The organism is Acidovorax sp. KNOB132 (genome assembly GCF_057541515.1).
Window position 1 is genome coordinate 37966 of sequence record NZ_BAAJYT010000013.1, and the last position, 12827, is coordinate 50792.

Below are 12827 nucleotides of genomic sequence, written 5' to 3' on the forward strand. Positions count from 1 at the left end.
GAACTTCAGCGCTCAGCGGCGCAATACGATTCGATCTGACGCTCGGTGACCTGGCGCATGTCTTCGCCGCGAGCGTGTGCGGAATGCCATTGGGCGATGCGCTCCACGGCCTGCGCCAGCGACCACCGAGGCCCCCAGCCCAGCAAAGAGCAGGCCTTGCTGCTGTCGAGCCGGAGCATTTGCGCCTCGTGCACGCCCTCGGGCCCGGTTGCAAAGCGGTAGTCGACAGGGACAGGCCACGCGGCAGCCAGTTGCCGGATGACGTCGCCGACGCTTCGCACGTCCTGCTCGGCGGGCCCGAAATTCCAGGCGCCCGATACCGCCGGCCCCTTCTCGAAGAGTCGCTGCGCCAATTGGAGGTAACCCGCCAGGGGCTCCAGCACATGTTGCCATGGCCGCACGGCAGCGGGATTGCGCACCTCCAGCGGATCGCCGCCGCAGGAGGCTCGCAGGAAGTCCGGAATCAGCCGGTCGCTGGACCAGTCACCGCCACCGATCACATTGCCCGCCCGCGCCGTGGCCAGCGCCACACCGTGCTCCGCGTGCCTTGCCGGGGCGAAGAACGAGTCACGGTAGCAGGCGGCCACCAGCTCGGTGCATGCCTTGCTGTTGCTGTAGGGGTCGAACCCGCCCAGCGCGTCGTCCTCGCGATAGGCCCAGAGCCACTCCCGGTTCTCATAGCATTTGTCGCTCGTCACCACCACCACGGCGCGCACCGACGGCACGCGACGGACGGCGTCCAGAAGGTGCACGGTACCCATGACGTTGGTCGAATAGGTGCTGACCGGATCGGCGTAGGACTTGCGCACCAGGGGCTGTGCGGCCATGTGGATCACGACCTCCGGCGCCGCTGCTTCCAGCGCGCCTGCAAGCAACGCCACATCCCGCACATCGCCGATGACCGAATGCATGCCTTGCGCGGCCCGGGTCAGCGCGAACATCGCGGGCATGGAATCCGCCTCCAGCGCATACCCCGTCACCTGCGCGCCCAAACGCTGCAGCCAAAGCGACAGCCAGGTGCCTTTGAAACCAGTGTGGCCCGTGACGAACACCTTGCGTCCGGACCAAAAACCGCTGTCGGGACCGCTCACCATGATTTCCAGGGCGCATGCCCCCCCTGCCAAAGCTGTTCGAGATAATTCTTGTCGCGCAGCGTATCCATGGGTTGCCAGAAACCTTCGTGACGATAGGCCCGCAATTGGCCGGAACGCGCCAACGCCTCGAGCGGAGGGCCTTCCCACACCGTCTCGTCGGAATCGATCAGATCGAACACGGCAGGAGACAGCACGAAAAACCCGCCGTTGACCATGCCGCCGCCGCCATCGGGCTTTTCGCGGAACGACAGCACGCGGTCGCCCTCCATGTCCAGCGCGCCGAAGCGGCCGGGCTGCCGGGTGGAGGTGAGTGTGGCCGGCTGTCCATGCGCCCTGTGGAACCGGATGAGCGCGGTGATGTCGATATCGCCCACCCCGTCGCCATAGGTGAAGCAGAAGGCCTCGTCCTCGCTCACGTAGCGCCGCACACGGCGCAGGCGGCCACCCGTCTGGGTGGCATCGCCGGTGTCCACCAGAGTCACCCGCCAGGGTTCGGCATACCGCTCGTGAACGTCCATGCGGTTGTTCACCAGATCGAACGTCACGTCGGACATGTGCAGGAAATAGTTCGCGAAGTACTCCTTGATCACGTAGCCCTTGTAGCCGCAGCACACCACGAAGTCATGGATGCCATGGTGCGAATACATCTTCATGATGTGCCAGAGAATCGGGCGGCCGCCGATCTCCACCATGGGTTTGGGCTTTTGCTGCGTCTCCTCGCTCAGGCGGGAACCCAGCCCCCCCGCCAGGATGATGGCCTTCATGCTTTTCCGCCCATCGGTGTTTCGGAGCCCTGAAGCGCCCGGGCATAGGCCGCCTGGAAATGCGCCACACGGTCCTCGATCCCTGCGCCCACGAGCGCCGGGCGCTGCGCCTGATCGACGCCCGCCTGGACCTTGGCGCAAATACCGCCGTCCTCCGCGAACACCTTGCGCGTGAAGGCATGGCCATCGGCATGGATGTGTTCCATCATCTTGGCGCCGGCAGGCGTGGTCCCGGTGAACTCCACGCCAACGGTCCTCGAGTGGACGGTGGTCTGGCGGGACGCGGTCGGCTCGAACGACTGGACATGGAAGCTGTATCCCATGAACGACGTGACGGTCAGGTTCGGGAAGATATGGTGGTGGGTGTAATGCGCGAAGCGCCAGGGCCACTGTCCGATCTTGCTCTCCATGCGGGCGAACCGCGCTACCCACTGCGCATCGGCGGCATGCTCCAGATGGCTGTGCCGGCGATCTTCGAGGAAGAAGCGGGGTGCCGTTTCGGCCCGGTCCATGCCGTCGACCTGCATGAAGGTTCGCGAATGCACGGCAGGGACGTGATACCCCTCGAGGGCATTCTCGATCACGATTTTCCAGTTGGCGCCCACCGGCTCCCGGAACTCGTCCAGCAAGCCTTGCATCCCCTGGCTGGCACGCTCGAGAAAGGCGTATTGCTCGCCCAGATACTCGCGCAGTGCCGGGCCGCTTTCGGAAATACGCACGAATACGAACTGCCCTACCGCCTCGCAGTTGAATTCCTGCAGGCGAAAGCGGGCAGGTTCGGCCACCACCTCGGGAAAGCAGTGTTTCGCCGGAATGCCGACGGGAACGCCCTCCCGGTCGTACACCCAGCCATGGTAGGGGCAGCGCGCAGGCCCGCGGTGCGTGCCCGATTCGCACAACTGGGCATGCCGGTGGGAGCAGACATTGAGGAAAGCACGCGGCAGCCCCTGGCTGTCGCACTGGAGCAACAACGACACCCCGCCCACCTGCACACCACGGTGCACGAGACCGCCGAGTTCGAAGCGCATGCAGACGAAAACCCAGCTTTCGCGGAACAGCCCCTCCAGTTCGCGGGCGTGGTGATCGGGATCTCGATAAAAGTGGGGGGAAAGGACACTGGTCGGCATGGATCGACTCTTCTGGATGGATGTTGCAAGGACCGCGGCCCCGTGTTCGGTACTGGTCTGGGGCCTGCCGAGCCAGCGGCGGCTCGTGCAGCCCATTGTCTCTACAGTGATCTGAAATGGACCCCTTCCTAGCTGCGCATTGCCTGCTCCATCACACGGGTGAGCCGCTGCATCTGCGCAGGATCCATCTTCGGAAAGAACGGCAGGCCGATCAGGGTCTCGGCGAGCGCATCCGCCTGGGGCGTGGGCAATAGCGTACAGAAGGGCAACAGCGCTTCCATGCGGTGCATGAGGGGCTGGTACCAGCGACGCGTCGCGATGCCCTGCGCGGCACACAGTGCCTCGAGCCGACTCCGGCAGGCAGTGTCGGGCATCCGTGCACACAACAGCGTCGGTGCCGCGATGGCGCCGGCCGGGCCGGCCATCTGCCATGCGATCCGGCCGTCCGCCGCGCGTGCAAGGGCGTCCTGCATTTCCCGCAGCAACGCGCGCCGGACCTGCGCGCCCTGCTCCCAGCAAGCGAGCGATGCCAGCGCCACGGCAGCGTGCAACTCGCTCATTTTGGCGTTGGTGCCCACTGCCGCCAGGGCGCCGACCGGCAGGTGGCTGGACGGGTCGAGGTTGATGCCGAAATTGGCCGACTGGCGCACTCGCGCCGCCAACCCGGGGCGCGATGAGACCACGAAACCGCCCTCTCCCGCCGGCAGCGACTTGGTGGCATGGAGGCTGAACACGAGCGTGCCCGAAGCGCCTGCCAGCCACTGGCTGCCAAAGCCGGCGGCGGCGTCGATCACCACCGGGAGGCCCGTTTCGTCCTCGAAGCGCTGCCATGCCGCCATGTCGTGCGGCATGCCGAGGGCCGCCACGGGCAGTACGGCATCCACGGCACCGGTGGCACGGGCCGCGCGCGCGATGTCGGGCGTCAGCAGCCAGCTGTCGGCATCCACATCGCAAAGTACCGGCACGTGGCCGGCGCGCAGCACGGCCGTCGCCGTGGCAGCGAACGTGAAGGTGGGCATGAGCACGCGGGAGCCGGCGCGCAGCCCCAGCGATTGCAGCACCAACTCCAGGCCCAGCGTCGCACTTGCCACGGTCGTGACCTGCTCTGCGCCCAGGCCGAAGCGCTCGGCAAAGCGGTCCTCCAGTTCGCGCACCAGTGGGCCGCCGTTGGAGTAGTAGCGCGCGGCATGCATGCGCTGCAGATAGGGCAGGAGGGACACCGGGTCCGGCACATCCGGCACCAGCAGAGGAATGGGATCGGTGGGAGCGCCGGCGGTCATACGGAGGGCGTGCCGTGCGCACGCTTCTCACCGCCGCCCAGGCGTGCCAGGACCGGCTCCGGATCGGCGAACACATCCAGGAAACGGTCGCGGCCTTCCAGGTAATTGAGCCACATGAGCCGGAACGCCTTTTCCAGCTCGGCCGTGCGGGCGGCATAGTCCATGAGTGCGCAGGCGGACAAGCGTTGCCGTGTTTCGTGGCGCAGGCGGGCCAGGGTTTCCGGATCGGCCATGAACGCCAGAGCCCGCTCGACGTATTGGTCGTCGCTGCGCGCCACCCAATCGGGATAGCCCACGCCCTGCAGCGTGCGCGCGGTGCTCGCGTCCACACCGCGCTCGGCGTCCAGCGACACGATCGGCAGTCCCATCCAGAGGGCATGCAGCGTCGTGGTGCCACCGGAGATCGGGGCCGTGTCGAGTGCCACGTCGGCAATATGTCCCAGTTCCATGAACTGGTTGAGCGGTTGCTGGTGCATCACGAACACGCGGTCCAGCGGCAGGCCCTGAGCCTCGACCCGCATCTGCATGTTGGCCTGGGCGGCCTCGGCAGACCGCTCCTTCACCATGATGACGAGGCGCGCATCGGTGCGCGCCTTCAGGATGCGCCCCCAGACACCCAGCATGCGGTCCGTGACCTTGGCGGAATTGTTCAGCGAGATGAGCGTGGGGTAGCCGTTGCGCAGCATTGGCGGCTCTTCGCACAGCGGCGCATAGGTGGGCGGTGCGTAGCTCGCCATGCAGGCCAGGCGAAAGAGCCGCTCGCTGTAGAAGACTTCATGGCCTGGCGGGGTGATGGCCGCATCGGTCAGGCGGTAATCCATGGCCTTCATGCCCAGCGGGCTCATGAATCCGAGCCACGTCACCTGTACGGGCGCCGCGCGGCGCGCGAAGACCAGCAGGCGGTTGCCGGCGGTGTGGCCCGACAGGTCCACCAGCACGTCGATGCCGTGCGAGCGGATGAGCGTGTAAAGGTCATCGTCGGACAGGTGGATCATCTCGTGCCAATGGGGCACGCACTGCTGCAGGGCATCGGTGATGCCGTCGCGCCGCCCGCCCGAGTACACATGCACCTCGACCTCCTGCGGGTCATGGTGGCGCAGCACGGGCAGCATGAAGAACGCGATGGAGTGCTCCCGGAAATCGGCCGTGACATAGCCCACCTTGAGGCGTTTCTTCGGGCGGCGATCGGTCACGGCGAGGGGAGCGGCCTTGCGCGTCAGCGGATCGGCGTAGCGCCGGCCCCAGTCCCTGTAGACCTCCAGCGTCTTGACGGGACTGCCCTCGATCTGGTCATGCAGGAAGGCGCGCATGACCCACATGGCCGGGTTGTTGCCGCGGCGACACACATCGTCGATCATTTGCAACGCTTCGGCGTGCCGGCCCAGGTTGAACAATGCGAACGACAGGCCATGCTGCGCATCCGGCATGCCGGGCTGCAGGTTCAGGGCGGTCTCCAGCGCCGGAATGGCCTGCGCCCAGTTTTCCATCTTGAGGTAGGTGCGCCCGACATGCATCCAGACGTCCGCACGCTGTGGATCGAAAGCCAGGGCGGTGGCGAATTTCGTCAGGGCACCCACCAGATCCTGCTGCGCCAGGCACTGCTCGGCCTGAAAGAGCGCGATCAGCAGGTCGGCATGCTCTTGCACGTCAGCATCGTCGGTGGAAGTGGGCATGGAGCACATCGGCGGCAGGCAATGGAAAAGGGTGGGATCGGGGGCAGTGGACCGAAACGGCCGGGGTCCATCTTAGGGGCTCCCGGCCCCTGCGGTGGCCCCAATAAACCATGGTTTGCCCGCCTGTTTTGGCGGTGGGCGGCCGGTTTCACCAACAGGGCAACGGGACTTGTCAAGGGGAACGAATTGGGGTGTATCCCGCCTGCATTTCCGTTTTTGCGCTTCAAAAAGACTCTGCCAGAATGGCCCCATGTTTGTAATCATCGGTTACCTGGTCTGCCTCGGGTGCATTTTCGGCGTGTACGTGGTACACGGCGGGAATGTGAGCGTGATCATCAAAGCACTCCCTTTCGAGATGATCACGATCTTCGGCGGCGCGCTGGGCGCGTTCGTGGTGAACAACCAGCCGAAGGTGCTCAAGTCCACGCTGAAGGCGCTGCCCATGGCGCTCAAGGGGTCCAAGTACACCAAGGCACGGTACATGGAACTGATGGCGATGCTCTACGACATCCTGCAGAAAGCCCGCAAGGAAGGGCTGATGGCCATCGAAAAGGATGTCGAGACGCCCCACGAATCCGAAATCTTCAAGAAATACCCCACGGTCGGCAGCGACCACCATGTGATCGAGTTCATGACCGATTACCTGCGCATGATGGTCTCGGGCAACCTGAACGCGCACGAGATCGAGGCGCTGATGGACAGCGAGATCGAAACCCATCACCAGGAAGCACACGCCCCCGTGGCGGCACTGGCCCGCCTGGCTGGCGCGCTGCCGGCCTTCGGCATCATCGCCGCCGTGCTGGGCGTGGTGAACACGATGGGCTCGGTGGGCCAGCCTCCCTCCGTGCTGGGCGGCATGATCGGCTCGGCGCTGGTCGGCACCTTCCTCGGGATCTTGCTGGCCTATGGCGTGGTGGAACCCCTCGGTGGCCTGGTCGAGCAGAAGCTGGAAGATGCCGCCAAGGAACTGCAATGCATCAAGACCACGCTGCTGGCCAGCATGCAGGGCTACAACCCCGCCACCGCGATCGAATTCGGCCGCAAGGTCCTGTTCTCCACCGACCGTCCGAGCTTTTCCGAACTGGAAAGCCACGTGAAGGGCAAGAAGTAGGCTGAAGACGCCGCCATGGCCGACAAGAAACTCCAGCCGATCATCATCAAGCGCGTCAAGAAGGGCGGCCATGCCGTGCATGGCGGCGCCTGGAAGATCGCCTATGCCGACTTCGTGACGGCCATGATGGCGTTCTTCCTGCTGATGTGGCTGCTGGGCTCCACCGCCAAGGGCGAACTGCAGGGCATCGCCGCCTACTTCAATTCGCCGCTGAAGGTGTCCATGCAGGGGGGAGACGGTGCGGGCAACAGCTCGAGCGTGATTCCCGGCGGCGGCAACGATCTGTCCAAGGTGCATGGCCAGGTTCGGCGCTCCGACTCGGAGACATCGACGAACCGCCGCGCCAACCTCGAAGCCGCACGCGCCGAGCGCGCCCGCCAGGACGAGATGCGCATCAAGGCGCTGCAGGCCAAAATCGACGCGCTGATCACCGAAACGCCCAAACTGAATGAGTATCGCTCGCAGATCCGCATGGATGTGACGCCCGATGGCCTGCAGATCCAGATCGTGGACGACCAGAACCGGCCCATGTTCGACAGCGGCAGTGCGTTGGTAAAACCCTACATGCGCGACATTCTTCGAGAAATCGGAACCGCGCTCGGCGGCGTGCAAAACCGCATCAGCCTGGCGGGCCACACCGACGCGACGCCCTACGGCAACGGCGACCGCGGCTACAGCAATTGGGAACTGTCGGCCGACCGGGCCAACGCCTCGCGCCGCGAACTCGTGGCCGCCGGCATGCCGGATGCCAAGCTGGGCCGCGTTGTCGGGCTGGCGGCCAGCGATTTGCTGGAACCCAAGGAGCCGCGCGCGCCCGCCAACCGGCGCATCACGATCACGGTTTTGACCCAGGAAGCCGAGGAACGGCTGCTCGGAAAGAAATCTGCCACCATCACTTCCACGGAGTTCACCGCCGAAAAGCGCGAGAATCCGGCATCCGCCCCTCGGCCGTAACGTCTTGTCACCAAACCTGCGGCCCATGACAATACACACTGCAATTTCCGACCGAAAGGGTCCCACGTGACCACTGCACTCCGCTTTTTGATCGTTGACGACTTCTCCACCATGCGACGCATCGTGCGCAACCTGCTCAAGGAAAGCGGCTTTGCCGATGCCGATGAGGCGGAAGACGGCGTGGTGGCGCTGAACAAACTGCGCAACAGCAAGTTCGATTTCGTCGTCACCGACATCAACATGCCCAACATGAACGGATTCCAGCTGCTGGCTGAAATCAAGAAGGACGACAAGCTCAAGCACCTGCCTGTGCTGATGGTGACGGCGGAAGCCCGCAAGGAAGACATCGTGGCAGCCGCCCAGAACGGGGCAGCCGGCTACATCGTCAAGCCGTTCACCAAGGCCACGCTGGAAGAGAAAGTCACCCTGATCCTCAAGAAAATGGGCCTGTGATCATGGATACCTCGGACAACAACCTTCCGGAAGCCGGCGCCGTTCACAACAAGATCGGCCAGCTGACCCGCCAGCTGCACGACTCGCTGAACGAACTCGGCTACGCCGACAAGCTGCGCGGCACGATGGGCGAGTTGCCCGATGCCCAAAGCCGACTTTCCTACATCGCGCGCCTCACGGGCGAAGCGGCAGAGAAGGTATTGAGCCGGGTGGAGCAGGCCAAGGCCCAGCACGACTTCATCGCCGAGGAAACCCGCCGCGTCGTCTCCTCGCTGGTCAAGGACCCCGTGGCGGCCGTCGCCAAGGGCGAGATCATGAACTTCCTGCACGACGTGGAGCGCGTCACCAAGGAAGCCGACGGCCACCTGACCGAAATCATGATGGCGCAGGACTTCCACGACCTCACCGGCCAGGTGATCGCCCGTGTGGTCAACCTGGCGGCCACGATCGAAGAGCAGCTGGTGCAGTTGCTCATCCAGACCGCCCCACCGGCCGCGCAGGCGCAGGTCGCCCCCGTGGTGGAAGCGCGCCGCGAACACCTGGCCGGCCCGGTGGTCGATCCCGAAGGCACGCCCGATGTGGTCACCGACCAGTCGCAAGTGGACGATCTGCTGGCCAGCCTGGGCTTCTGATGCCGGGCGGGCGCTGGCGCTCCTGAAAAAGGAGCGCCCATCGTATATCCACATGGGATTTCATGGCCTTTTGGCATGCAATGGCAATAAGCACTAGGGCATATTGCTATCATTTTTGATGTACCGGGGTGCGTGACGCCCCGCCCCTGCCGGCCCACCCCACCGGCCGCCACCCTGAATAGCCGCCCGACAAGCCGTCTATTCGCGCTTTAGGTTTCCGGGGCGCTCACGACAATGGCATGACCACCAGCCGTCATGCCACCATGGACTCCAGCCAAGACAAAGACCTCCCCGCGACAGAGCACAAGCTCCAGAAAGCGCGCAAGGACGGCCAGGCTGCGCGCTCGCGGGACCTGTCCCACATCGCCGTCCTTGGCATGGGCGCCTGCAGCGTCCTCGTGCTGGCGCCCATGCTGACCGAACACCTGCAGCTGGCCGTGCGCGAGCAGCTGGTGTTCAACGCCGCCACGGTGCAGGCCACGGGCAGCATGGTCACCCGGTTGCATCAGATGGCGCTGATCGGCGTGGTCGCCAGCCTCGTCTTCGCCGTTCTCACCAGCGCCGCCGCCGTGGTCAGCGCCATCGGCGCCGGCGGCTGGGTGTTCAGCTTCCAGCCCATCACGCCCCAGTTCAGCCGGCTGAACCCGATCTCGGGGTTCACCAACCTGGTGTCCAAACAGCAGCTGGTCAACGTGGGCAAGATGGTGCTCATGACCGGCGTGATCACCGCCGTGGCCTGGAACTTCCTGGGCAACAGCATCCAGAAGCTGTCCATGCTGGTGCTGCAGCCCTCGCCGGTGGCTCTGCGCTGGGTGGGTGAATGGATGACCTCGGGCGTGAGCCTCATGCTGCTGGTGGTGTTTCTCGCGGCGGTCGTCGACGTGCCGCTGCAGGCGTTCTTCTTCAAGTCGCGCCAGAAGATGTCGCACGAGGAAATCAAGCAGGAGCACAAGGAATCCGAGGGCAGCCCCGAGACCAAGAGCCGCCAGCGCCAGCGCGCCCGCGAGATCGCCGACCGCGCCAGCATCGCCGCCGTGCCCAAGGCCGACTTCGTGGTGATGAACCCGACCCACTATGCCGTGGCCCTCAAGTACGAAGAAGGCACGATGAGCGCCCCGCAGGTGATCTCCAAGGGCACCGACCTGCTCGCCTTCAAGATCCGCGAAATGGCCACGCAGCATTCGGTACCGGTGCTGCAGTCGCCCATGCTGGCCCGCGCGCTCTACGCGCATGCCGAGCTGGACCAGGCCATCCCCGCCACGCTGTACGCCGCCGTGGCGCAGGTGCTGGCCTACGTTTACCGCCTCAAGGCCGCGATGCGCGGCGAAGGCCGCATGCCCGAGGCCCAGCCCGACCCGTTCGTGCCGCCCGAACTTGATCCGCTGAACCGCACCACCGACGCAGGGACCGCCCCATGACGCCCTCCATCAAATCCGTCCGGCAGTGGGCCGGCACCAACGCCTCGGCCGTGCAGGGCATGTCCGCCCCGCTGCTGGTGGTGGCCATCCTGGCGCTGATGGTGCTGCCCATCCCCGCCTGGCTGCTGGACACCTTCTTCACCCTGAACATCGCCGTCGCGCTGATGGTGATGATGGTGGCGGCCTACATGCTGCGGCCGCTGGACTTCGCGGCGTTTCCCTCGGTGCTGCTGCTGACCACGCTGATGCGGCTGTCGCTCAACGTGGCCTCCACCCGCGTGGTGCTGCTGGAAGGCCACACCGGCCCGGGCGCGGCGGGTGCGGTGATCGAGGCCTTCGGCCATTTCCTGATCGGCGGCAACTTCGCCGTCGGCCTGATCGTGTTCGCCATCCTGGTGGTGATCAACTTCGTGGTGGTGACCAAGGGCGCCGAGCGGATCGCCGAAGTGTCGGCCCGCTTCACCCTGGACGCCATGCCCGGCAAGCAGATGGCGGTGGACGCCGACCTGAACGCCGGCCTCATCGACGAGAAGGAAGCCAAGCGCCGGCGCCTGGAAGTGGCGGAAGAAGCCAACTTCTTCGGGTCGATGGACGGCGCCTCGAAGTTCGTGCGCGGCGATGCGGTCGCCGGCATCCTGATCCTGCTGATCAACATCGTCGGCGGCTTCGCCATCGGCATGCTGCAGCACGACCTGTCGGCCGGCCAGGCGGCCAACAGCTACATCCTGCTGGCCGTCGGCGACGCGCTGGTGGCGCAGATCCCGGGCCTGCTGATCTCGGTGGCCGCGGCATGGTGATCTCGCGCGTGGGCAAGGAAGAGGACATGGGGCACCAGATCGTGCAACAGCTCTTCATGTCGCCCCGCGTGCTGGGCGTGACGGCCGGCATCCTGATCCTGCTGGGCCTGATCCCGGGCATGCCGCACGCCGTGTTCCTCATCATGGGCTCAGGCTTGGGCTACGCCGCCTGGACGCTGATGAAGCGCGCCAACGCCCCGCAGCCGGTGGTGGAAGCGCCCCCGCCCGCGCACGACGGCGAAGCCAGCTGGGACGACCTGCAGCCCGTGGACCTGCTGGGCCTGGAGCTGGGCTACCGGCTCATCACCCTGGTGGACAAGAACCGCCAGGGCGACCTGCTCACCCGTATCAAGGGCGTGCGCCGCAAGTTCGCGCAGGAAGTGGGCTTCCTGCCGCCGGCCGTGCACGTGCGCGACAACCTGGAACTCAAGCCCAGCGCCTACCGCATCACCCTGCGCGGCGTGGTGGTGGGCGAAGGCGAGGCCTTCCCCGGCATGCACCTGGCGATCAACCCCGGCGGCATCACCACCCCCCTGATCGGCACGCCCACGACCGACCCCGCATTCGGCCTGCCCGCCCACTGGATCGACGAACACCAGAAGGAAGCGGCACAAATGGCGGGTTTTACGGTCGTTGATTCAGAAACCGTGATGGCGACGCATTTGTCACACTTGATGCAAGTTCAAGCCGCCAAGCTCCTGAGTCGCACCGAAACCCAGCAACTCGTGGAACACGTGGCAAAACTGGCCCCCAAGCTCATCGAGGAAGTGGTTCCCAAAATGGTGTCGATCGCAACGTTCCAGAAAGTCCTCCAGCTGCTGCTGGAAGAGTCTGTGCACATCCGCGACATCCGCACCATCATCGAGACGCTGGCCGAACATGCCGGCGCCACCACCGACCCGGTGGAACTGGCCCGCCGCGTGCGCATCGCGCTGTCGCCCGCCATCGTGCAGCAGATCTACGGCCCGACGCGCGAGCTGAACGTGATCGCCATCGAACCTGGCCTGGAGCGCCTGCTGGTGCAGGCCCTGAGCAACAACGCCGGCCCATCGCTCGACCCGGGCGTGGCCGACATCCTCACGCAGAAGGCCGCCGAAGTCGCCATGAAGCAGGAAGAACTGGGCATGCCCGCCTGCCTGCTGGTGCCCGACGCCATCCGCAACGCCATTTCCCGCCTGGTGCGCCGCGTCGCGCCCCGGCTGCAGGTGCTCGCCCACAGCGAGATCCCTGAAACCCACACCATCCGCATTGGCCCGATCCTCAAAGGTGCATCCGCATGAACATCAAACGCTTCACCGCCCCCACCTCGCGTGAGGCCCTGGCCAAGGCGCGCATGGCCTTCGGGGACGGCACCCTCATCCTGTCCAACCGCCCCACCGCCAATGGCGTGGAAGTCATGGCCACGGCGGAAGACACGCTGTCCAGCCTGGAAAACGCGCCCGAGCAGGCCGCGCCGAGCCGCCTGCAGGAGCGCGCCTCCGACATGGCCGCCAGCCCCGCGCGCACCCTGGCACGCCCCGCGGC

10 protein-coding genes and 2 pseudogenes are annotated in these 12827 nt (G+C 65.6%); 7 read left to right on the forward strand and 5 right to left on the reverse strand.

Features of this window, described 5'->3' with window-relative positions; all coding sequences use genetic code 11:
- Positions 1-5: 5 nt before the first annotated feature.
- The 5 genes from rfbG to AC27IO_RS04095 all read right to left on the reverse strand — a co-directional run bounded on the left by rfbG (position 6) and on the right by AC27IO_RS04095 (position 5938).
- Positions 6-1094: a CDP-glucose 4,6-dehydratase gene (gene rfbG / locus AC27IO_RS04075; RefSeq protein WP_498737436.1), complete on the reverse strand. Its 1089-nt coding sequence runs from the start codon at positions 1092-1094 to the stop codon at positions 6-8.
- A complete protein-coding gene (gene rfbF / locus AC27IO_RS04080) occupies positions 1088-1858 on the reverse strand; it encodes a glucose-1-phosphate cytidylyltransferase (RefSeq protein WP_317354861.1) in 771 nt (256 codons plus the stop codon). Before rfbF ends, rfbG begins: the two co-directional genes overlap by 7 nt.
- Positions 1855-2985 carry an aromatic ring-hydroxylating oxygenase subunit alpha gene (locus tag AC27IO_RS04085; protein ID WP_317354863.1) on the reverse strand — a complete coding sequence of 377 codons (1131 nt, stop codon included), beginning with the start codon at positions 2983-2985 and terminating at the stop codon, positions 1855-1857. Before AC27IO_RS04085 ends, rfbF begins: the two co-directional genes overlap by 4 nt.
- A gap of 128 nt (positions 2986-3113) precedes the next feature.
- Positions 3114-4265, reverse strand: coding sequence for a DegT/DnrJ/EryC1/StrS family aminotransferase (locus tag AC27IO_RS04090; protein ID WP_317354866.1), 1152 nt, complete (start codon positions 4263-4265; stop codon positions 3114-3116).
- Complete coding sequence (locus tag AC27IO_RS04095) at positions 4262-5938, reverse strand: O-linked N-acetylglucosamine transferase, SPINDLY family protein (protein WP_498737439.1); 1677 nt, start codon at positions 5936-5938, stop codon at positions 4262-4264. Before AC27IO_RS04095 ends, AC27IO_RS04090 begins: the two co-directional genes overlap by 4 nt.
- A gap of 250 nt (positions 5939-6188) precedes the next feature.
- Here AC27IO_RS04095 and motA point away from each other — a divergent pair, with 250 nt between their 5' ends.
- The 7 genes and pseudogenes from motA to AC27IO_RS04130 all read left to right on the forward strand — a co-directional run.
- Positions 6189-7049 (forward strand): flagellar motor stator protein MotA, encoded by an 861-nt coding sequence (gene motA, locus AC27IO_RS04100; RefSeq protein ID WP_284431688.1) that lies wholly within the window; start codon positions 6189-6191, stop codon positions 7047-7049.
- A gap of 15 nt (positions 7050-7064) precedes the next feature.
- Complete coding sequence (gene motB / locus AC27IO_RS04105) at positions 7065-8003, forward strand: flagellar motor protein MotB (RefSeq protein ID WP_272565427.1); 939 nt, start codon at positions 7065-7067, stop codon at positions 8001-8003.
- Between the two features lie 66 nt (positions 8004-8069).
- Positions 8070-8456, forward strand: a complete 387-nt coding sequence (gene cheY / locus AC27IO_RS04110; protein ID WP_092745669.1) for a chemotaxis response regulator CheY — start codon at positions 8070-8072, stop codon at positions 8454-8456.
- 2 nt (positions 8457-8458) lie between these two features.
- Positions 8459-9088 (forward strand): protein phosphatase CheZ, encoded by a 630-nt coding sequence (locus AC27IO_RS04115; RefSeq protein ID WP_272565428.1) that lies wholly within the window; start codon positions 8459-8461, stop codon positions 9086-9088.
- Positions 9089-9351: 263 nt separating this feature from the next.
- A complete protein-coding gene (locus AC27IO_RS04120) occupies positions 9352-10506 on the forward strand; it encodes an EscU/YscU/HrcU family type III secretion system export apparatus switch protein (protein ID WP_272569821.1) in 1155 nt (384 codons plus the stop codon).
- A pseudogene (gene flhA, locus AC27IO_RS04125) lies at positions 10503-12583 on the forward strand (flagellar biosynthesis protein FlhA). Before AC27IO_RS04120 ends, flhA begins: the two are co-directional and overlap by 4 nt.
- Positions 12580-12827: pseudogene (locus AC27IO_RS04130) on the forward strand (flagellar biosynthesis protein FlhF); the annotation flags it as partial. The pseudogenes flhA and AC27IO_RS04130, both read left to right, overlap by 4 nt.

Excerpts from the sequence above, each read along its gene's own strand:
- AC27IO_RS04085 (WP_317354863.1), bottom strand. The coding sequence starts at position 2,985 with ATGCCGACCAGTGTCCTTTCCCCCCACTTTTATCGAGATCCCGATCAC.
- rfbF (WP_317354861.1), bottom strand. The coding sequence starts at position 1,858 with ATGAAGGCCATCATCCTGGCGGGGGGGCTGGGTTCCCGCCTGAGCGAG.
- motB (WP_272565427.1), top strand. The coding sequence starts at position 7,065 with ATGGCCGACAAGAAACTCCAGCCGATCATCATCAAGCGCGTCAAGAAG.
- AC27IO_RS04120 (WP_272569821.1), top strand. The coding sequence starts at position 9,352 with ATGGACTCCAGCCAAGACAAAGACCTCCCCGCGACAGAGCACAAGCTC.
- motA (WP_284431688.1), top strand. The coding sequence starts at position 6,189 with ATGTTTGTAATCATCGGTTACCTGGTCTGCCTCGGGTGCATTTTCGGC.
- AC27IO_RS04115 (WP_272565428.1), top strand. The coding sequence starts at position 8,459 with ATGGATACCTCGGACAACAACCTTCCGGAAGCCGGCGCCGTTCACAAC.
- AC27IO_RS04095 (WP_498737439.1), bottom strand. The coding sequence starts at position 5,938 with ATGCCCACTTCCACCGACGATGCTGACGTGCAAGAGCATGCCGACCTG.
- rfbG (WP_498737436.1), bottom strand. The coding sequence starts at position 1,094 with ATGGTGAGCGGTCCCGACAGCGGTTTTTGGTCCGGACGCAAGGTGTTC.
- AC27IO_RS04090 (WP_317354866.1), bottom strand. The coding sequence starts at position 4,265 with ATGACCGCCGGCGCTCCCACCGATCCCATTCCTCTGCTGGTGCCGGAT.